At 69.3% G+C, this 20,161-nt stretch carries 21 protein-coding genes; 10 read left to right on the top strand and 11 right to left on the bottom strand.

What is annotated here, in order from left to right; all coding sequences use genetic code 11:
- Window positions 1-125: 125 nt before the first annotated feature.
- Window positions 126-647, bottom strand: a complete 522-nt coding sequence (locus tag ABZS69_RS65930; RefSeq protein ID WP_355395057.1) for a GNAT family N-acetyltransferase — start codon at window positions 645-647, stop codon at window positions 126-128.
- Between the two features lie 439 nt (window positions 648-1,086).
- On the opposite strand from ABZS69_RS65930, the gene ABZS69_RS65925 reads away from it, so the two are divergent.
- Window positions 1,087-1,299: a hypothetical protein gene (locus ABZS69_RS65925; protein ID WP_355395054.1), complete on the top strand. Its 213-nt coding sequence runs from the start codon at window positions 1,087-1,089 to the stop codon at window positions 1,297-1,299.
- A 636-nt stretch (window positions 1,300-1,935) separates the two neighbouring features.
- On the opposite strand, the gene ABZS69_RS65920 is transcribed toward ABZS69_RS65925, so the two are convergent.
- Window positions 1,936-3,105, bottom strand: coding sequence for an alpha-hydroxy-acid oxidizing protein (locus ABZS69_RS65920; RefSeq protein WP_355395051.1), 1,170 nt, complete (start codon window positions 3,103-3,105; stop codon window positions 1,936-1,938).
- 78 nt (window positions 3,106-3,183) lie between these two features.
- Entirely contained in the window at window positions 3,184-3,987 is an 804-nt protein-coding gene (locus ABZS69_RS65915) for an aldehyde dehydrogenase family protein (protein ID WP_355395048.1), read from the bottom strand.
- A gap of 323 nt (window positions 3,988-4,310) precedes the next feature.
- Between ABZS69_RS65915 and ABZS69_RS65910 the strand changes: the two genes are divergently transcribed.
- Window positions 4,311-4,835 carry a topology modulation protein gene (locus ABZS69_RS65910; RefSeq protein WP_355395045.1) on the top strand — a complete coding sequence of 175 codons (525 nt, stop codon included), beginning with the start codon at window positions 4,311-4,313 and terminating at the stop codon, window positions 4,833-4,835.
- 30 nt (window positions 4,836-4,865) lie between these two features.
- Entirely contained in the window at window positions 4,866-5,156 is a 291-nt protein-coding gene (locus ABZS69_RS65905) for a DUF6624 domain-containing protein (protein WP_355395042.1), read from the top strand.
- 361 nt (window positions 5,157-5,517) lie between these two features.
- Here ABZS69_RS65905 and ABZS69_RS65900 read toward each other — a convergent pair whose 3' ends face one another.
- The 5 genes from ABZS69_RS65900 to ABZS69_RS65880 form a co-directional block, all read right to left on the bottom strand.
- Window positions 5,518-5,844, bottom strand: a complete 327-nt coding sequence (locus ABZS69_RS65900; RefSeq protein ID WP_355395039.1) for a hypothetical protein — start codon at window positions 5,842-5,844, stop codon at window positions 5,518-5,520.
- Between the two features lie 76 nt (window positions 5,845-5,920).
- Window positions 5,921-6,994, bottom strand: coding sequence for a M48 family metalloprotease (locus ABZS69_RS65895; protein ID WP_355395036.1), 1,074 nt, complete (start codon window positions 6,992-6,994; stop codon window positions 5,921-5,923).
- Window positions 6,995-6,997: 3 nt separating this feature from the next.
- Window positions 6,998-7,429 (bottom strand): BlaI/MecI/CopY family transcriptional regulator, encoded by a 432-nt coding sequence (locus ABZS69_RS65890; RefSeq protein ID WP_355395033.1) that lies wholly within the window; start codon window positions 7,427-7,429, stop codon window positions 6,998-7,000.
- Window positions 7,430-7,488: 59 nt separating this feature from the next.
- Window positions 7,489-8,712 carry a hypothetical protein gene (locus ABZS69_RS65885; RefSeq protein ID WP_355395030.1) on the bottom strand — a complete coding sequence of 408 codons (1,224 nt, stop codon included), beginning with the start codon at window positions 8,710-8,712 and terminating at the stop codon, window positions 7,489-7,491.
- 378 nt (window positions 8,713-9,090) lie between these two features.
- On the bottom strand, window positions 9,091-10,413 hold the full coding sequence (locus ABZS69_RS65880; protein WP_355395027.1) for an MATE family efflux transporter: 1,323 nt from the start codon (window positions 10,411-10,413) through the stop codon (window positions 9,091-9,093).
- A 91-nt stretch (window positions 10,414-10,504) separates the two neighbouring features.
- Between ABZS69_RS65880 and ABZS69_RS65875 the strand changes: the two genes are divergently transcribed.
- The 4 genes from ABZS69_RS65875 to ABZS69_RS65860 are packed head-to-tail and all read left to right on the top strand — an operon-like array spanning window position 10,505 to window position 15,124.
- A complete protein-coding gene (locus tag ABZS69_RS65875; RefSeq protein WP_355395024.1) occupies window positions 10,505-12,028 on the top strand; it encodes an ABC transporter substrate-binding protein in 1,524 nt (507 codons plus the stop codon).
- Window positions 12,013-12,960 carry an ABC transporter permease gene (locus ABZS69_RS65870; RefSeq protein ID WP_355395021.1) on the top strand — a complete coding sequence of 316 codons (948 nt, stop codon included), beginning with the start codon at window positions 12,013-12,015 and terminating at the stop codon, window positions 12,958-12,960. Before ABZS69_RS65875 ends, ABZS69_RS65870 begins: the two co-directional genes overlap by 16 nt.
- Window positions 12,960-13,751: an ABC transporter permease subunit gene (locus ABZS69_RS65865; protein ID WP_355395060.1), complete on the top strand. Its 792-nt coding sequence runs from the start codon at window positions 12,960-12,962 to the stop codon at window positions 13,749-13,751. Before ABZS69_RS65870 ends, ABZS69_RS65865 begins: the two co-directional genes overlap by 1 nt.
- A complete protein-coding gene (locus ABZS69_RS65860; protein ID WP_355395018.1) occupies window positions 13,748-15,124 on the top strand; it encodes an ATP-binding cassette domain-containing protein in 1,377 nt (458 codons plus the stop codon). Before ABZS69_RS65865 ends, ABZS69_RS65860 begins: the two co-directional genes overlap by 4 nt.
- A 368-nt stretch (window positions 15,125-15,492) precedes the next feature.
- Here the strand turns inward: ABZS69_RS65860 and ABZS69_RS65855 are convergent, their stop codons facing one another.
- On the bottom strand, window positions 15,493-16,086 hold the full coding sequence (locus tag ABZS69_RS65855; protein ID WP_355395015.1) for a TetR family transcriptional regulator: 594 nt from the start codon (window positions 16,084-16,086) through the stop codon (window positions 15,493-15,495).
- Window positions 16,087-16,188: 102 nt separating this feature from the next.
- Between ABZS69_RS65855 and ABZS69_RS65850 the strand changes: the two genes are divergently transcribed.
- The 3 genes from ABZS69_RS65850 to ABZS69_RS65840 are packed head-to-tail and all read left to right on the top strand — an operon-like array spanning window position 16,189 to window position 18,197.
- Entirely contained in the window at window positions 16,189-17,400 is a 1,212-nt protein-coding gene (locus tag ABZS69_RS65850; protein ID WP_355395012.1) for an FAD-dependent monooxygenase, read from the top strand.
- Window positions 17,397-18,047, top strand: coding sequence for a DUF3159 domain-containing protein (locus tag ABZS69_RS65845; protein ID WP_355395009.1), 651 nt, complete (start codon window positions 17,397-17,399; stop codon window positions 18,045-18,047). The genes ABZS69_RS65850 and ABZS69_RS65845 overlap by 4 nt, the downstream gene beginning before the upstream one ends.
- Before the next feature lie 21 nt (window positions 18,048-18,068).
- A complete protein-coding gene (locus ABZS69_RS65840; protein ID WP_355395006.1) occupies window positions 18,069-18,197 on the top strand; it encodes a hypothetical protein in 129 nt (42 codons plus the stop codon).
- Between the two features lie 225 nt (window positions 18,198-18,422).
- Here the strand turns inward: ABZS69_RS65840 and ABZS69_RS65835 are convergent, their stop codons facing one another.
- Window positions 18,423-19,244 carry a substrate-binding domain-containing protein gene (locus ABZS69_RS65835; protein ID WP_355395003.1) on the bottom strand — a complete coding sequence of 274 codons (822 nt, stop codon included), beginning with the start codon at window positions 19,242-19,244 and terminating at the stop codon, window positions 18,423-18,425.
- A 74-nt stretch (window positions 19,245-19,318) separates the two neighbouring features.
- The coding region (locus ABZS69_RS65830) for a hypothetical protein (protein ID WP_355395000.1) at window positions 19,319-20,161 on the bottom strand (843 nt) is incomplete at its 5' end.

Here is a 20,161-nt window from a genome sequence, read left to right as displayed (position 1 = left end):
GTGCTCCAGACGGCCCGCTCGCTCACCCCGCTCACCAGCGCCGTGCTGTTCTCGCTCTGGTCGGGCATGTCGTTCCTGGCCTCCCTGCTGGCCCGCGGGATGCCGCCACCGACCCCCTGGAGTGGCTACTGATGGGCCGGTCGTGTCGCGTTCAGAGCGAACCGGGCGGTGTTCTGCTCGGTGTCAGTGTGCGATCGCTGAAAGCCGGCCTTCTCCAGGACCCGGATCGATGGAGGGTTGGACAGCTCCACGTTGGCGTAGATCGTGTGGACGCCTGGTGCGGTGAAGGCGAACTTGGTCAGTGCGCGCGTGGCTTCGGGAGCGTAGCTGCGGCCTCGCCGGGAGGTCACGATGCCGTACCCGATTTCCAAGGTGCCGTCGTTGGGCGGCCAGAACAGGCCGATCGACCCGACCACCAGGCCGCCGTCGCGCTCGATGATCTGACGGTGGCCGTACTCACCCAGCCATGCAGGATGCTCGGCGAACAGGCCGGCGATGACGTGATCGCCCTCGGCGGGGAAGTCCTGGGCCCAGTGCGCCAGTCGGGCGCCGTCCAGGACGGCGGTGACCTCGCCGGAGGTCCACGGCCGCAGGATGAGGCGGTCAGTGGTCAGATCAGTATCGGTTGCTGAGAAGAAGGAAGACACTTGAGTCTCCTGATCGTTGGTAACGACCCAGGCCGCGCTCTAGGGCCGCGCGGACCGGACAAGGACATGCTGATGACGGCTGCTGGCAGCCATATTCATCAACCTCCCTCGTCACTCAGTGATCAGGCGTCTCCCGCTCTGTCGCGAGCTTAGCGGCCCCTGGTAGTCCGGGCAAACCGTTTGGCGTCGCTGACCGCCCCGTTCCAGGCCGGTGATCAAGACGTTCGTTCTGCTCAGGCGGCCTTCAGCCGGAGGCGGCCCCAGCGTTGCCGGCGTTCGCTGGGGACGCGGGCGCATTCACCGTCGGTGTCACCCGAGGGCCTTCGTCACTGTGCTCCGGGTGGCTGAGAATCCTCCGGGGTACGGATGGATCATTCACACCTCAAGTCCCGGAGCTCCGGCGACGCGCTCCCGGCCCGGCTACCTGGGAAGGGCGGGCTTGGCATCGGTCCAGCCCGAGTCCACCGGCATAGGCGTCGTCGGCTTCAGTGAGGTCGTCCTCGCCTACTCGATGGCCGACGTGCAGGACGACGTGCACCAGGAGCTGATGTGGGACTTGCGAGCGCTTGCCGCCGTCGGCCAGATCACCGATGAGTGGGTGGCCCAAACCGGGGTGCCTGTACCGCTTCAAAAGTCATCGCAGGGCGCTTGACCTGCAAGTCGACCTGATGCGGCGGTACGGGCAAGATCGGTTCTCGTGTCTGTCCGTCTCTTGTATCTGATCACGATTCGGTTGTTCGGGTGGCTGGTGCTGCTGGGCCGGGGAGAGGCGACGAAGGACGTCGAGATCATGGTGCTACGGCATGAAGTGGCGATACTGCGAAGGCAAGTCACCCGGCTGAAGCCGGACTGGGCCGATCGAGCGATCTTGGCCGCGCTGTCCCGGCTCTTACCGCCCGGGTTGCGGGCTCACAGGCTGGTGAGGCCGGGTACTCTGCTGGCCTGGCACCGCCGCATGATCCGACGCCGATGGACGTATCCGTACCAGTCCGGCCGGCCTCGGATGAGCGAGGAGATCCGAGAGTTGGTGCTGCGTCCGGCGCGGGAGAACCCGTCTTGGGGATATCGCCGGGTGCACGGTGAACTGGTCCGGCTCGGCTACCAGGTCAGCGAAGCGACCATACGCCGGATCCTGCGGAGCCGGAGGGTCGGCCCGGCTCCACGAGATGCCGACACCTCGTGGAGGACCTTCCTGCACGCGCAGGCGAAAGGACTGCTGGCCGTCGACTCCTTCCACGCCGACACGGTGGCAGGGAGGCCGGAACGCGAGCGGAGCTCTCGGAGAGGATCAGCGGAACACCATCGAAGCGGGGCTCAGCTCCTGATGGCCGGCGTGGCCCGACAGTGCCGCTGTCAGGTCGAGTTCGGCGAGTGTGCAACGAAGGACGTGCTCGACACCCGCCTGGCCGTCGAGCGCCAGACCATACAGGAACGAACGGCCGAGCAGCACCGCCCGGGCCCCCAGCGCGAGCGCTTTGGCCACGTCCACGCCGGTCCGCACGCCGGAGTCGAACAGGACGGTCATCCGGGAGCCCACGGCGTCGGCGATCTCCGGCAGCACATCAAGTGCGGCGACGGCGCCGTCGAGCTGGCGGCCACCGTGGTTGGAGACGACGATCCCGTCGAAACCGGCGTCCGCCGCACGCCGTGCGTCGTCGACCGCGCAGATGCCTTTCAGCAGGACGGGGCCGTCCCAGTGTCGTCTGAGAAACGACAGTCCGTCCCAGGTCAGTCCCGGGTTAGGGAACATCCCCGCCCAGTGCGTCGCCGCCGCGACGCCTGCGTCGGAAGACTCCGGCAGCTTCGCGCGGAAAGCGGGGTCGGAGGTGTAGTTCGCGAGCCCGAGGCCACGGAGGAACGGCTGGAACGCCCGGTTGATATCGGATGGTCGCCAACCGAGCATGGGAGTGTCCACGGTGACCACCAGCGTGGAGAAACCGGCCGCCTTCGCCCGCCGGAGAAAGCTGGCGTGGACATCGCCGTCGGTGACGCAGTAGAGCTGGAACCAGCGAGGCGCGTCTCCGCCCGCCTCCGCGACCTCCTCGAACGAATGGGCGGCCGCCGCGGAATGGATGTACGGGATACCGAGCTTCGCGGCCGCGCGGACCGTCGCCAGCTCGCCCTCGGGATGAGCGAGCGTCTGGACGCCGACCGGAGCGATCATGATGGGCGCCGGCATCGAGGTGCCGAGCACTTCGCAGCCGAGATTGCGCTTGTCGACGCCGCGCAGCATCCGGGGCACCAGGCGCCAGCGGTCGAAGGCGGCCCGGTTGGCGCGGGCCGTGGCGCCGTTCCCGGCGTTGGCGACGATGTAGCCGTATGCCTCGGCGGAGAGCGTCGCGGCGGCCTGTGCCTCCAGCTTCGCGAGATCGGTGGTGATCAGAGGAGGCACGCCGCCGAGGAAGATCTCCATCAGGTGTTCGCTGGGGTGCCGAGTGCCGGCTTCCCGCTCAGTCACTGTCGTGTCCTTCGAATCGTGGTGCCGGCCGCTCCCGGGAGGCGACCTCGCCGGGAGCGGCCGTCCGCACACGGGGCGCTACAGAGCGCCCTTGTTGAGGGTGATGGTCTGTACGTTTGTGTACTCCATGAGGCCGTGCACGGAGTTCTCGCAGCCGATGCCGGACTCCTTGTGACCGCCGTTCGGCGCGTACGGGGAGTATTCGTGCACCTCGTTGAGCCACACCGTTCCGGCATCGATCTGACCGCCGATTCGCTCGACGGCGTGGAGATCGTTGCCCCATACGGAGGCGCCCAGGCCGTACCGCGTGGCATTGGCGCGCGTGATCACGTCGGCCTCGTCCCGCCACTTGAGCAGTGGCACGATCGGGCCGAACGGCTCCTCCGTGACGATCCTGGAGTCCTCCGGAGGGTTGTCGACGAGCGTGACCGGCAGGAACCACCCGCTCGCGCCTTCGTCGACCTCGCCGCCCAGCGCGAACCGGTGGCCCTGTGCCTTGCAGTCGGCGAAGAACTCCACGACCTTGGCGTACTGCGGAGCGTTCTGGATCGGCCCGAGGCCGGTGTCGGGCGACGCGCCGTCGCCGACCTTGATTCCTTTCCCGTAGTCCACCAGCGCGTCGCGGACTTCGTCGTACACGTCCTCGTGGATGTAGATCCGCTTGGCGGCGTTGCAGAACTGCCCGCTGTTCTGGAACGCGGCCCAGAACAGCTTCGGGGCGACCTCCCCGGCGTCGACATCCGGCAGGACGATCGCAGGGTCGTTGCCACCGAGCTCCAGTGTCAGCCGTTTGAGGTTCGCCGCGGCCGAGCGCATCACGTCCTTGCCGGTGTCCGTGTGGCCGGTGAAGGCGATCTTGTCGAGCCCGGGGTGGGCCGTCATCCATTTCCCGCGGCGGACGGGCCGCTGAACAAGGCGTCCTGCACCTTCTCCTCCCGAGTTGGCCAGCGGGTGAGAGACCCATCGTGCCCTCCCCGTCCGCCTCCTTCAGGCGGATCAGCCAAACAACACGGGTGCTCGGCACCGGGGTGTGGACGAAGACGCCCGGATGCGGCCATCCGCCCGATGGTCATTAGAGGATGTGGTGTGCTGCAACGTGGAAGTCCGGCGGCTGAGCACCGGCAACCTCCCTCGTACGGCCTATGTGTGAGGGGGAAACACGGTCACGTCCGCGGGCGCATTCGCTACGGTGAAGTGCCGTGGGCATGAACCGGGTCGCCATCGTCGGCGCTTGCGGCAGCGGCAAGTCGTACGTGGCCCGGGAACTCGGCCGGATCCTGCAGGCGCCGGTCACGCATCTGGACGTGATCTACTACGACGAGGTGTGGAACGCGCTCTCGCAGCAGGAGTTCGAGGCCGTGCAGCGTGAGCTCGTGTCCGCGCCGTGTTGGATCATCGACGGCAACTACAACGGCACGCTGGAGATCCGCCTGCGTGCCTGCGACACCGTCGTGATGATGGACGTCTCCACCTGGACCGCGCTGCGCGGCCTCCTGTTTCGCCAGGCTCGGCATGGCGCCGGGCAGCACGCGTCGGGCGTGTACAACCGCATCACCTGGGATGTGATCGCCTACGTGCTCGGCTACCGGCGCCGGATGCGCCCCCGGGTGGTGGCGAAGATCCGCGAGTTCGCGGTAGGCAAGGACGTGGTGTTCCTGACTGATCGCGCCCGGACGCGCCGCTGGCTGGAAGAGGTGGCGAGCAAGCGCTCCGAACAGCTCGACAGGTGACCATGGCAGCACTGTTTGAGGGGAGCGAAGATGCTCGATCCCGAGCTTCGCGACGAGTTGCTGGCCCGGATGGAGCGTGATCAGGAGGTGCGGCTGCGTGTCCCGATGGGTGAGCCGCTGTCTGCGGAGCTGCTCGAAGAGTGGGAGCGCGTGGACGGCGACAACACCGAGTTCCTGAAGCGGGTCATCGACGAACGTGGCTGGCCGGGTCGCGATCTCGTCGGTGAGCACGCTGCCCATGCAGCGTGGCTGCTTGCTCAATCAGCAGACTCCCGAAGGCGGGTTCGGCCCGCACCCCATCGAGGATTCCGATCGCCTTGACGAACGCCGAGCCGAGGCGGGGCTGGAACCTCACGCGGAGTACGACCGGCACATGCGCCAGTACGACATGGGCTGATAATGCCCTGCGCTGTGCCGACGTGGGACGGGCCGGGGGCGGCGGCGGTACCGGTCAGCGCCGCCCGCGCGAGGTGTCCCGTCCGCCGCAGGTGGCGGTCGAAGAAGGCAAGCGGATAGGCGCGCTGGATGGCCACGGCCCGTGCGGGGGCGAGCGTGCCGATCTGCTCGGCGACCTGCGAGGCGCTCAAGCCCAGCGCCGGCGCGGCCTGGGCGATGATCACCTCGAGGTCGGTGTAGGAGGCGTGTTCGGCACCGTCGGTGCGCACCGCGAGCGTCCAACCGCTCAGGTGCGACCAGAACGTGGCCAGATCCGAGATGTTCTCGGCCGGGCCTTGGTGGCCTCCATCAGCAGGTACGGGCGATCGAGTCCCGCTGTGACGACCGGGCCGGCGACGGGTCCGTCCAGGCTGAGGCCTGCCTTGATCCGCGGGTCCTCGTTGTCGGCGTCGTCGGACTGGCAGATGCCGGTGACACAGGAGTTGTCGCCGCCGAGGATCATGGCGGGCGCGCGTAGCCCGTCTCGGACGACGCCGCCGTGCAGGGGACGCGGGTCCGGAAGCGACCAAGCGATGGTGGAGACCCCGTGGGCGGCGCTCAGCTCTTCGGCCACACGGCCAGCATTTGATCGACGACCAGCAGCGTGCGGCTCGCCAGCGAAAAGGCCCGTAGCCCGGCGGGACCTGGCGTCACCAGCCTGGGTGGTCAACAGCCACCGCCAGCTTGTGGCGTTTCTTCCCGCATGAATCGCAGACATCTGACGGGACGGATGCGATCGTCTGAGAACTCCCGTAGGGGGAGGAGGACAGGACGGGCGCGGGCAGTTCGGCTTGGTCGAGCCGATCGTCGAGTTGGTCCACTGCCACCAAGGAGCCCAGGAGCGTGATGGTGGTCAGCGCCAGCAATCCGACGGCGATGGTGCGGCGCGGGTGCGGTGCCGGTGCCAGCAGGGCAGCCGCACGCTGGGCGACCTGCCCGCCGGTGGCCGACAGGCTTACGGAGGCGCCGGTGAACCCTTGACCGGAGTCACCGGCGCGCAGCGCGCCGGCCTTGGCAAGGGCGGCACGGGCCAGCGCACGAGCCACCAGCCGACGGTCGCCGAGACGGCGCGCCGCTGCTTCATCGGCTGCTCGCTCGACCGCGAACAGCACAGCGCGGGCGGTGGGGCGCAGGAAAGGGTTGGCCGCGGACGCGAGGTGCGCCATCTGGATGTAGAGGTGGTGCCGGCCGGAGACGTGAGCTGCCTCGTGAGCGAACAGCACCCGGCTTTCCTCATCGTCCAGAGCGCGCAGCATGGCGGTCGTCACGACAACACGGGCGGAAGTTCCGGGCAGAGCTGGAAGCGTGTAGGCGTCCGGCACGGCATCAGGCACGATGACCACCCCGTCGGGGCCCGGTATCAGCTGCCGGGCCGTACCCGCGACTCCGACCAGCTCGCGAACCACCCCCACGGTCACCTGCAAACCCGCGGCGAGCAGCAGCACAGCGCAAATCCCAGCCATCGCCTCGGCCGCCACCGGCCACGGCTGTTCGGCACCGAGCCGGCCCGCGGACCAGCTGCCGAGCCGGGCCACCTCAGGTACCTGCGCGAAGGACAGGAACCCCAGCGTGGTCAGCACCGTCCCCGTACCCATGGCCACGACCACCATCGCGATCGGGACCAGCCGGACGGCCATGCCGGGCGGCAGGGTTCGCGTGATCCACGGGCCGAGCAGGCCGAGCACGAGATTGACCACCAGCGGTGACCACACCAGCCACGCCACCGCTCACTCGCCCATCGTCCGGCGGGCGCTTTCCCGCCCCTGGCGATCGTCTTCGAGGCCGCGCAGCAACTCGGTGAGCAGCTGCTCGTCCTCGGGGTCGAGGTCAGCGACGAAGTGAGCGAGCACACCGGCGCGGTCGCGGCCCTTCCCGAGCAGGCGGCTCATCTGCGCGGCCACGGCAATCGACTGCGCCGCCTCGGCGTCGGAGGCCACCCGGTAGGCGTAGGCGCGGCCGGAGGGCTCCCGCTCGGCCAGCCCTCGCTTGTGCAGCCGTGCGAGGGTGGTCATGACGGTGGTGTAAGCGAGTTCGCCACCGAGCTGGGCTTGCACCTCGCCGGGGGTCAGCGGTCGACCGGCCTCGGTCAGGCAGGCCAGGATCTCCTGCTCCAGGACGCCCGGGGATCGCCTGCCCGGCCGTCGCGGCGACTCGCTCATTCCCACCCCCGGCATCTACTACAGAGCTCAATCGTAGCTTGCGCCGTCGAGGTGCGGACTCAGGCCTGCAGCTGCTTCAGGGTCTCCTCGAGGGTCTTCATCGCCGCGCCGCATCGCGCCTGAGTCGGAGAATCGGCCCGCAGCGCGGTCAGTGCCCCGTCGATCGCGCCGTCCAGGGCGTGCCAGTCACCCGGCGAGCGAGGCTTGAGACCCGCCTCGGCGGCGTCCCAGGCCACCTCAAGGTCCTTGATCCGGGCCTTCGCCCCGGCCAGGTCACCCTTGGTGGTGAGCGCGTTGACGTCGTCGATGATGACGGCGAAGGACGACAGGTCCCCGAGCTTGGAACTCGACGCCTGCTTGACCGCAGCGGTGGGACCGGCGGGTTGGCCCGCGGTGCCTGCTGACATCCAGCCGCCGATTCCGACGACGACCACGATGCCGGCGGCCGCCCACACCAGGTCCGCGGGACGGCCCAGGCTCGCCCTGGCCGACTTGCCCTCGGCGTGCGAGCCCGCGCGGCGGGCCCTGCTTGCGGCCACCTGCTCACGGGCGACCAGCGCGACGATGACGGCGAAGAACAGCATGCTGGTCCTGGTCGCGCCCAGGCCGAACCCCCCGAGCGAGTGGTCCTGGGTCAGCAGGTCACCGACTGCGGCGCCCAGCGGGCGGGTCAGGATGTAGGCGGCCCAGAACGCGGGCACCTGCCAGGCCTCGACCCGCCACAGCACCAGCGTGACGAGGAAGGCGCCGCCGAACAGCAGCGCGCCGTTGCGGAAGCCGAGGCCCAATGCCTCGGTGGCCAGGTCGCCTGCCGCGGTGCCGAGCGCGAACGTGGTCAGGATCGCCGCCCAGTAGAAGGCCTCCCGTCGAGGCGTGTTGATCGCGGTGATCGACAGCGTCATCTCCTGCCGGTACCAGATGGTGAAGACCACGGCCAGAAGCACCGCGAACAACGTCGTGCTGACGTACAGGCTGATCCCGAGGGCGTCGGTGAGGAAGTCGGTGATCTGGGTGCCCGAGATGCTCACCAGGACCACGGACAGCCAGTAGATCCACGGGGTGTAGCGGCGAGAGGACGCCTGCAGGACCAGGGCCGCGGCCAGGACGGCGAACACCAGACCATCGGTCAGTACCGGGCCGAGCCCGACGTTGACCGTGAGGTAGTCCGCGAACGTCTCGCCTACCGTCGTCGAGAGGATCTTGATGACCCAGAAGGTCGCTGTGACCAGGGGCACCTTGTTGGCCGTCAGCCGTCGTCGAGGTGGGGCAGAGGTGTACACCATGCGCACGCTCCAGACAGGAAAAGGACAAGGTCACTGGCGCCCCAGGAGCACCAGCCGGACCGGATACTACTCAGACGAATAGTAGCGGGAGGTTAAATGTCCCAATCAAGCTCGCCGGGAAGCCCTCAACGGAACCAGGCGAGCAGCAGCGCGGCGTCGTGGCGGACCCGGCGCCGGCGCGGTCCGCACGTCCTCCGCCGACAGGGGCGGGATCACCGACTGTCGCCCTCATCGAGCCCGCAGGGTCGTTTGGCGAACCTCAAGCGGAATGTCCTCAGCGCCCATGGCCGATGCCATGAACGCAGGATCGGCGCCGATGAGCGAGCCCTGCAGCACTTCGCATGACGTACTGCGCCGGAAACAGCAGACGCTGCGCGGTTATTGCACTGTCAGTGTGGCCAGCCCGCGGGAAAAGCGGCGCAGGAGCAGGCCGGCTGTGATGGTGAGGCCGCCGAGCAGGCCCAGCCAGGTGCCCAGTGCGCCCAGACCGGTCGGTCCTGCCAGCAGGGCCGCGAGGGGAAGCCCCACCAGCCAGTAGCCGACCAAGGTCAGGCGGAAACCGCTCTTGGTGTCGTCGAGACCACGCAGCAGACCCACGCCGATGTTCTGGGCGCAGTCGACGAACTGCATGACGGCGGCCACCATGAGCAGGCCGGTGGCGATGGAGAGCGCCGCTCCGCCCTCCGCGCCGAGGAACGGGCGCAGAACCAGGTCGGGCAGTGCGAGGTACAGCACCGCGACGAGGGCCATGACGGCAGCCCCGCAGGCGAGGGCGGCTCGCGCGATGCGCCGGGCCTGGCCGGCCTGCCCCAGGGCGATCTGTCTGCTCACGCCGATCGAGGCGGCGTGCGACAGACCCACGGAGACCTGGAAGACGATGTAGACGAGCTGGTTGACGGCGGTGTGCGCGGCCAGGGCGGCGGTGCCGGACGTGCCGATGAGCAGAGCGACGACAGAGAAGAACCCGGCCTCGGAGCCGTAGGTGGCGGCGATCGGCAGACCGAGCCCGGTCAGCCGGCGCACCGTCGCGGGACGGGCCCGCCAGAAGCGAAGAGTGAGCGCCGGGGCCAGCTCCGGGTCCCGGCGGGCGGAGACGTACAAGGCGACGAAGGTCGCCAGGTAGACGGCACTGGTCGCGGCGCCGATCCCGGCCAGCCCGAGCGGTCGGACGAGTGCGGCGTTGAGTGCGGCGTTGACCACGATCGAGGCCAGGGTGATGCGCAACAGCGCCTGCGGGCGGCGCATGCCGACGGTGAACTGCCGAAGCGCCTGGAACCACAGGCAGGGCAGCAGGCCGGGCGCCAGCGCCCACAGCATCGGCCGCATGCGCTCGATCACCGCCGGCTCCTGCCCCAGCAGGGCGACGACTTCGCCGATCAGCACCATGGCCGCGCCGCCGACGAGACCCGCGATGGTCGCCAGCGCCATCGCGGCGCGGACCAGGTCGCCGACCTCCTCATCGCGCGCGTGGGCGGCGGCGACCTGGTTGCCGACCGCCGTCACCAATCCGACGCCCATGGTGCGCAGCTGGTTGAAGATGACCATCGCCAGCCCGCCTGCCGCAAGCGCCTGCACGCCGAGCATGCCGAGCATGAGGGTGTCGGTGGTGGTCAGCGCCACCTGGGCCAGCTGGGTGAGGGCGAGGGGTACGGCGAGTCCGGCCAGTTCGCGTACGTCGTGGCGCAGGGGGGACGTTGTCACGCCGTTTTCTCTCCCTTTAGGATAGGCAAACCTAAGTAAGACTATCGGTGCGAATGAGGATGAAGTGGACCTGAGCAGGCGTCAGCTTCTCATGACCGCAGGAGGGGCGAGCTTAGCGGCGCTGCTCACGGCCTGTGGTAGCGGGTCGGAGCCCGGCTCCGCCCCTGCGGCCCAGCAGGCTCAGGCGAAACCCGCCAGTGGGGGCACACTGCGCGTCGGCGCGCTGGGCAAGGCGAGCGCGATCACTCGCGACCCCCACGGAACGCAGGCCAACGAGAGCGACTATCTGATCATCAGTCTGGTCTACGACACGCTGACCGTCCCGGGCGCCACCGCCAATACCGCACCCCGCCTGGCCGGCGAGTGGAAGGCGGACAAGGACGTCAAGACCTGGCGGTTCACGCTGGCGCCGGGCGCGACCTTCCACGACGGCACGCCGGTGACCGCCGAGGACGTCGTCTGGTCGCTGCGCCGCCTGCGCGACACCCCCGCCGGTCCCGCCCGGCTGCCGGGCGTCACGTCCGCGAACATCAAGGCGGACGGGGACGCCGTCGTGCTCACCTCCGACTACCCCAACGCCGACCTGCCGCTGATGATGCGGCTGACGACGTTCGTGATGAAGAAGGACACCACGGAGGTGGCCAGCGCGCCGGGCACCGGCCCGTTCAAGCTCGACTGGTACCGCGACGGCAACGCCCGACTGGTCCGCAACGACAGCTGGCACGGGGGCAAGCCGCACCTCGACGCGATCGAGGTGAAGATCTTCGAAAGTCCGCAGGCCATGGCCAACGCGCTGCTGGCCGGGCAGATCGACGTCGCCTCCAACGTGGGCGCCGTCGCCGCCCGCGTCGCCGCCGGCCGGCCCGACGTGCAGGTGCTGCGCAGGCCTGACGACATGGCGATGCCGATCGTCATGCGCACCTCCGAAGGCAGCCCGTACGCCGACCCCCGGGTCCGCGAGGCACTGCGGCTGGCCGTGGATCGTGACGCGATGGTCAAGCAGGTGCTCAGCGGGTACGGCAAGGTCGCCAACGACGTGCTCGGCACGGGCGACCCCGTCTACGCCAAGGATCTGCCGCAGCGCGCGCGTGATCTGGCCCGGGCCAGGCAACTGCTGCAGGAGGCCGGTTTCGACCTGTCCAAGACCTACCCGCTGCACACCACCGACGACATCGCGGGACTTGCCGAGTCCGCCGCGCTGTTCGCCACCCAGGTACGTGAGGCGGGCGTGCAGCTCGAAGTCGTCAAACAGGACTCCGGCGCGTTCTGGGACAAGACCTGGCTCAAGGGCGACCTGTACACCACCTACTGGGGCACCAACGACTCGGTGCTGTTCTTCGCCAGCAAACTCCTGCTGACCGGCGCCGGGCAGAACGAGTCGGGCTGGAGCGACACCGCGTTCGACCAGGCATACAAGGAGGCCGTGGGCACCCTGGACGAGGCCGCCAGGGCCAAGGCGCTGCGCACGCTGCAGGAGATCGAGCACGAGCGCTCCGGATACGTGCTCTGGGGCATGGCCGACGGTATCGACCTGGCCGGAGCGACCGTCCGCGACCTGCCGAAGCTACCCGGGTACGGACGCGTGCAGCTTGAGCGGGTATGGCTGGCTCGCTGACCGCGCTGCGGCTCGGCTGGCTTCTCGCCCGCCGGGCCGGCCTGCTCGCGATCCTGCTCGCGCTGGTCTTCGTCGTCGTGGAGGCGCTGCCGGGCGACGCCGCCGACGCGACCGCCGAGCGCGGAGAGAGCACCGCCGACGTCGCCCGGCGACGTACCCTGCTCGGCCTCGACCAGCCGGTGTTCGTACGGTTCCTGCGCTGGATGGCCGGACTGCCCACCGGGGATCTCGGTGTCTCCGCCCGCGGGGAGAAGGTCTGGAACCTGCTGGCGGGGCCGCTGCCCAACACGCTTCTGCTCGGCGGCGTCGCTCTGGCCGTCACCATCGCCACCGCGCTCGCCGTCGGCTGCTGGGCCGCGCTGCACCCGGGATCGTGGACCGACCGGGTGATCTCGGCCTCGGCCACGGCGGTGCTGGCCCTGCCCGAGTTCGTGATCGCGGTGGCGCTGGTGCTGGTGTTCGCGCTGTGGACGGGCCTGCTTCCGGCGGCGACGCTGGCCGGGGCGGACGGTTCCCCCGCCTCGTGGACGATGCTGGTGCTGCCGGTGCTGGCACTGGCCATCCCGCAGATCGGCTGGAACGCGCGGATCGTGCGCGGCGCGATCGCGGACGAGGCGCGAGCGCCGCACGTGGTCGCCGCCGTCCTCGACGGCCTGCGGCCCCGGCGCATCCTCACCCACCACCTGCTGCCCGGCGCGCTGCCCGCCATCGCCGTGGGCGCGGCGACCTCCACCGGCATGCTGCTGGGCGGCGCGGTCGCGGTAGAGACGATCTTCAACTATCCCGGCGTCGGCACGCTCCTCGCGGGAGCCGTGGCAGACCGCGACACCCCGATCATCGCCGGCGTGGTGGCATTGACCGGGCTCGCGATCACGTGCGTGCTGCTGATCGCCGACCTGATCCGCTCCTGGGCCGCAGGAGGCCGCCTGTGATGCGCCTGCTGCCCGCGCTCGTCCTGCTCCTGCTCGCATTGGGCGGACCGCTCCTGGCTCCCCTGCCGATGGATCAGCCGGTCACCATCCCCTACGGGCTCCCCGGAGCCGACGGCACGTTGCTCGGCGGAGACCAACTCGGCCGCGACGTCCTCAGCAGGCTCCTGTACGGGGGACGCGACCTGGTCCTGTCCTCCATCGCCGTCGCGCTGCTGGTCACGGCCATCGCGGCCGTGCTGGGCGTGGCCGGAGCGCTGCGTCCCGCCTTCGGCCGGTTCATCGAGCGGGCAACGGACGTGTTCATGCTGCTGCCCGCCGTCCTGGGCATCCTGCTGGTCACCCAGGCATGGCCGCACGGCGGCCCGTTCGCCCTCGTGGCCGCCGCCGTCGCGCTCGGCGTCCCCTTCGCCGTCCGGTTCATGACCGCCGCCGCGGCGCCCGTCGTGGCCACCGGCTACGTCGAAGCGGCCATCGCCGGTGGCGAGCGGACCTGGCATCTCATCATCCGCGATGTGCTGCCGAACCTGCGCTCCACCGTTCTCGCCCTGTTCGGGCTACGTTTCGTGGAAGGGGTCTACGTGATCTCCACTGCCGCCTTCCTCCAGATCGGCCCCCAGCCCCCGGCCGCCGACTGGGCGCTGATGATCCGCGAGAACAGCGCCGGGCTCGTCCTCAACCCGTGGGCCGTGCTGGCGCCTGGCATCGCGATCGCCGCGCTGGCGCTGAGCGTCAACCTTGCCGCCGGGGCGCTGGCCCCCAAGGCACGTACATCGGAGGTGGCACTCCTATGACCCTCTACGCGGCGGCGACCAGCCTGAGCGTGGCCGCCCCCGGCGGGCCCGAGCTGCTGGCGGGCGTCAACCTGACCGCCCATCCCGGGCGCGTCCTGGCCCTGGTGGGCGCCTCGGGCTCGGGCAAGACCACCCTGCTGCGCGCGCTGCTCGGAGACCTGCCCCCGCGCACCGTCCGCCAGGCGGGAGAGGTACGGGTGCTCGGCGTGGACGTGTTCGGCTGCGGCCCGGACGCGCTACGCGAGCTGCGGCGCAGCCGACTGGCCTTCGTCGGGCAGGACCCAGGCTCGGCGCTCAACCCCAGGATGCGGGTGGCCGCCGTCGTCGCCGAGACCGGCACCGGCCTGACCCGTGACGACGTCGTCGGCCTGCTCAGCGAGGTCGGCCTGGCCGGAATCCCCGGCTTACTCAGGCGCAGGACCGTCGAGCTCTCGGGTGGCCAGCAGCGCAGAGTCGCCCTGGCCCGGGCGCTGGCCCGTCGGCCGGATCTGCTGCTCCTGGACGAGCCCACCGCGGGGCTCGACCCCACCGCGCGCGCCGAGATCGGCGCGCTGCTGCGGCGTCTGGCCAGGGAACGGGGAATCGCCGTGGTGATGTCCTGCCACGACCGGGAACTGGTCACCCAGGTTGCCGACGACGTCCTGGAACTGGCCGGTGGCGGCCCCTCCGAGCCGTCCGTCTTCCGGCCGCCACGGCGCTCCAAAACACCTGGTCATGAGGACGGCCTGCGCGCCGAGGGGCTGACCGCGCACGTGGGGGCCGCGCACTTGCACGTGCTGCGCGGCGTCGACCTGCACGCGCCCTCAGGAGCCACGGTCGGCGTCGTCGGTCCCTCTGGCTCGGGTAAGACCACGCTGCTGCGCGCCCTGGTCGGCCTGCACCCGCGCTCGGGCGGCTCACTCACGCTGGACGGCCTCGCCCTGCACCCCGACGTGCGACGCCGCGGGCAGGACTTGCGACGCCGGGTGCAGTTCGTGCCGCAGAACCCGATGGGAGCGCTGAACCCTTCGACCACCGTTGGCGCAGCCATGCTTCGGCCGGTACGGCTACACCGTCGACGCCCGCACTCGTCGGGACGGGAGCGCGTGGGCGAACTGCTGGAACAGGTCGGGCTGAGCCCCGACCACGCCGACCGATATCCGCACGAACTGTCCGGCGGCCAGCGTCAACGGGTCTCCATCGCACGAGCCCTCGCCGCCGAACCCGACGTCCTGATCTGCGACGAGGTCACCTCTGCCTTGGACGACGGCACCGCCCGCGCGGTCATGGACCTCCTGACCAGCCTGCGGGAGACACAGGGAACGGCCGTGATCTTCGCCTCTCACGATCTCCGACTCGTCAAGGAGTACGCCGACAGCGTGGTGGCGATATGACTGGAACATTGCCGAGAAGGCGAGAGGACCTCCCGGTCCTGCCGCAAGCAGTGGCCCCGGAAGCGATTCGGCGCCGAGACCGCAGGGCGAGGTGGCAAGGGATCCGGACCTGTCAGGGTCTATGACCACGACTCGCCGGAGCAGGCGGGTCCTGATGAGTTCGGGAGGGAAGATCTCCGTCGAACCGCTTGGCGGGCGCCCGCGACTACGAGACACGATCAGACCACGCCGTGGCCATGATCCGTCTGGCGTCCATCGACAACCTCGCCCGACGCATAACCGGCGAATGCGCCCCAACCTGGCGATACGCGTAACCGGCAATCAATCACAAACTTCGCACTTCGGACGCCCTCTCGCGGCGTTGCCCCCTACCCGGTGAGGCACTGCTGCACGACCGGGCCGAGGCGGGCCACCAGTTCATCGGTGGACGCGGACGCGATCGGCTCGAGTCGTACGATGTAACGCGCTACTGCGAGGCCCAGGATCTGGACGTTCACCATGCCGGCCCGTAGCGCGGCGTCAGGCGTGTCGAGCATCGCCGCAAGCCGACTGGTGATTTCCCGGTCGATGAATTCGCGGAGTAGTGCTTCGGACGCCTCGTGAGTGGGGGCTGACCGGGTGAGCATCACGAGCGGCGTGCGGCTGGATTTGTCCAGGTTCTCCAAGAGCGTCCGGATGATGCGTTCGCCGATGTCATCGAGGCCGCCAGTGAAGATCGATTCGATGGCTGACAGCAGATGGGGGGGCATCTCCGTGGCCGCGGCGAACACGCCCTGCTTGGTTTTGAAGAAGTAGAACACCATGGCCGGATCGACCCCCGCCTGGGCGGCGACAGCGCGCACGGTCGTGCCGCCATAGCCGTGCTCGCGGAACAGCGCGCGGGCGGCTTCCAGGATCCGTTGCCTGCTTTCCGCGCCGGATCGCCAGCGTCCGGGGCGAGCAGAGGGACTGTGTTCTGTCATGGCAGGGCGAGTCTATCGGTTCTTTCCTCATCGATTGGTGAAGCTGTTTGCCCGGTACGTGATACCTTGAACTTCATCAATCGGTGAAGAAAGGTCGGCAGGGTGAAGGTGGTCGTGGTAGGTGCGGGGCTTGGCGGGTTGACGCTGGCCCACGGGTTGCGACGAGCAGGAATCGAGGTCGTGGTATACGAGCGGGAAGGGAAGCAGGGGCGCCCGCAGGGCATCAGCCTGCACTTCGACGACCGCGGAACGGCTGCGCTGCGGGCGTGCCTGCCGCCGCCGCACGTGGCGATGGCGGAGGCCACCATGGGCGGACCGCGCGTACAGAGGCTGCTCCTGTCCGAAGCGGATGGAAGGCTGGTGGTCGAGCGGAGCCATCCGCTGGACGGCGCATCGGGGCCGGCGCGGCCCGGTCGGCAGGTACACCGGCCGCTGTTGCGGGCGGTGTTGCTGACCGGGCTGGAGGACACGGTGCGGTTCGGGGCGGAGTTCACGCGGTTCGAACAGCGGCCCGACGGGACCGTCCGATCGTGGTTCGCCGATGGCAGCACGGACACCGCGGACGTGCTGGTCGGTGCGGACGGCGTCGGTTCGGCCGTTCGCCGCCAGTACCTGCCTCACGTGCGGGTGGTCGACACGGGGAAACGCATGCTGATGGGCGCGACACCACTGCGGGCCATGGCCGGTACCGGGCTACCCGAACTGATCGGCCACAGCCCCGCCAACGTACAGGCGCACGGCATGATGATGGCGATGGGCGTGCTGCGGTTCAGCCGGCCGCCGGTCGCCGCGAGTCAGGAGTGGCTGCCTGCCCTGCGCTCCCGCGTCGTCACCGATGCCGAGGACTACATGATGTGGGCGCTGCCCGTCACGCAGGAACTTCTCGGTTCGGCCGAATCGCCGGCCATGGTGTGGCGCCGAGCCCAGGAAGTGTCCGCCGGTTTCCACCCGACGTTGCGGATGGTCGTCGACAACGCCTGGCCGAACCTCACCGTCGCGCTGCGGGCCGGGCTGATCCCGCCGATGCCGGCATGGCCGGCTGCTCCGGTGACGGTCATCGGCGATGCGATCCACGTGGCACCGGGTTTCGGCGGCAACCTGGCGATGCAGGATGCGCACCGCCTCCGCGATGAACTGGTCCAGGCCTCCCGTGGGCAGCAGAGTCTGCGCGCCGCGATCGGTGCTTACGAGGACGCGATGCGCCGCGACAGCTTCCCCGCCCCCGACGTCAACGGAGGCACCCCCCGTATGGTTCCCACCCCCGGCGGATCTGGCGGATCTGGCGGATCCAATGGTGCGGGGGTCGGCACATGAACTTCAACCTGCTGACGCAGAAGTCGCTGTCCTTGTTCGCAGTAGTGGGCGGCTGGCGCACGCTCGCGGAAGCCATTGCATCCCGAGCGCTGTTCGTAGTCGCCTATCTGCTGACCGACCGAGTAGTGATCTCCGCCCTGGTCGCAGTCGGCGGTGTGTTCGTCTTCGCGGTGGCCCGGGTGTGGACCGACCGAAAGTACTGGCAGGCAGCCGGAGGGCTGCTCTCGGTGGGCGTGTCTGCGTTCTTGGCCGGGAGTAGCGGGGAGGGGGTCAACTTCTACCTTGTCGGTGTGCTGACCAGCGTGGTCGGCGCGGTCGTGTTCCTGGTATCCATGCTGGTGGGGTGGCCGTTGATCGGGGTGGTGGTGGGGCAAGCGCGCGGTGAACGGTTCGCCTGGCGGCGCGATCGTGCGAGGCGGCGCCGCTACCAGAAGTGCACAGCGGTCTTCGCGGCGAAATTCGCCCTCGGCACGACGTTGATGTTGCCTCTGTACCTGGCCGGGAACGTGATCGTGCTCGGGATCGCCAGCACACTGCTGACCATGCCCGCAACCGCCGCCTGCGCCTATGCGAGCTGGCGGATCCTGCGCGCCGAAGCGGACCCCACGGGGGCTGAACCCGCAGCTCCCATGCCGATCCGCGGTTAACGGCCGCAACCGGTTCGGCCGTTGGATGTTCCGGCACGCCGCACCTTCTACAACACCGTCCGGCTGCACGGGGGCATCGGCTACGTCACCCCCGACGACGAACACCACGGCCACGGTGAAGCGATCCGGGCGCCCGCCGCACCGGGATGACGGCCGCACACGAGGCTCGGGTTGCAGCCCGGCGAGAACTACGCCAAGATCCCCCATAATCCCGCCCACGGCTGGTGGGTATTTCCGGCCCGTTCTGGTGCATTTTCTCTGACACACCGCGGTCCGTCGAATGAGCGGCCAACAGGATGGCGCTTCTCTCCCCTCGTGAGCACAATCAAGCCTTGGCCCAAGCGATCCCGCTGCGCACCGTTCCTGATCAATCAGTCACTGACCTGAACATACGCCGACGAGACCGGCACATGCCGCTTGAACTGCATGGATGGGGTCTTTGGCAGGCGCAGGGTCCAGGAACGATCCCTGTCCGTCCAGGTCGGTTCGATCAGTGGGAGTTCCCGCCGACGAGGCTGTGATGGAGTACACGCGAGGGTCGTCAGCGCTGGTCAGCGCCGTTTCGAGGGGTTCGTGCACCGGTCCCGGGTCGTGCCGATCCATCCTTGCATGATCGTCGTAGCGCAACGGTGAGCTCCATGACCGCCGCTTCGCTCGGAACGGGCTGCGCCGCCGGCCCGGAGGCGCAGCCCACCGAGAGTCCGTTCCAGTCATTCTGGTGGGCGACAATCCGCATGCGGGCCGCAAGATGCGCTCGGCACTGTGTTGATCAAGCAGCCGGTCGACGGATGCCTCGGCCATCGCCTCGATGGGCTGTCGTACCGAGCTCAGTGCGGGCCAGGAGTACTCGGTCTCCCGTGATCCGTCGAAGTAAACAATGGCGATGTCCTCCGGAACCTGTCCCCTCATGCTCGTGCAGAGGTCGGAGGAGGCGAAGATCGCGCCGGGCCGGTCGTCCGCCGCGGCGAGTTCGAGGCCGGCCCGGTAGCCGCCTTCGCGGGTGAACGGCGCGTACAGGCCTGGCGAGGCGAGCACGCCGTGTGTGGCGCAGGCGTCGCGCCAGCCACGATGCCGCGGCTCCTCGGCTCCGCCTCCGATCCCCGTGATCGCGCCGCTTTCTCGACGGCGTGGGCGAACTCCGTGAAGTCCAGGGTGACGGGTGGAGCTGGACTTGAGGGCGCGCGCGGCGTGCCACATCCCTGCGCGTGACCTTGCGGCCCGGGACGCCTTCGTGCTCCCCGGGCCGCGAGTCGTCAATCCGCCTAGATTATCTACCGCAACGGACTGCCGACGGAGACGGGAGCGTCCCCGAGATCGGGTATCGAGAGACGCTCGCCGCCGCGAAGGGCCGATTCCTGCGCGACCAGGCCGGGCAGCGTGAAGCGGGCGGCGGCCCACGCGTTGACCGTCGGCAGGGTGCCGGCCCCGACGGCGCGGACGAAATCGTCGACCAGGAGCTGATGGCTCCCCTCGTGTCCGTTCGGCGCCACTTCGAACTCGGCGGGCAGACGTACGATGTCCTCGTCGTGCACCGGAGCGTGCCCCGAGGTGAACGCGGCGCGCAGCGACGGTGAGACATCGGCGAGCAGCGGATCGTCGAGGCTCAGGGTCGGCCGGGTCTCGATCAGTTCGGACACGTCTTTCGCCTCGTTCTTGTCCTGCCAGATCGAGGTGGTGGCCAGTTGCTCGAAGCTGCCCTCGGTGTCGAAGACGCCGTCGCCTCTTTCGTCGTGAACGCCGATGCAGCTGACGCTCACCGCGTGGCTCGGGATCGCCCCGAGCACTCCGCCGATGGAGTGGGTGGGGTACCACATGGGCGGGTAGCTGGCCGTCGCCTTCCAGCCTGCACCGCCGCTGAAGCGGTAGGCGTCGTAGAAGCCGAGGTCCATGTCGTGCAGGTAGTCGCCCTCGGCGTAGAACACCCGGCCGAACTCTCCCGCGGCGAGCTTCTGCCGCGCGAAGACGGTGGCGGGGTTGTAGTAGCTGGTTTCCCCCATCATGTACGTCAGGCCCGTTTCACGTACCGCGTCGATGATCGAGGAGATCTCCTCCCGCGACACCGCCATCGGCACCGCCGAGTAGACGTGCTTGCCGGCGCGCAAGGCCTGCACGAC

The sequence above is a fragment of the Nonomuraea sp. NPDC005650 genome (genome assembly GCF_040605375.1).
Lineage (GTDB): Bacteria > Actinomycetota > Actinomycetes > Streptosporangiales > Streptosporangiaceae > Nonomuraea.
This window is presented reverse-complemented; position numbering and strand designations above follow the sequence as displayed.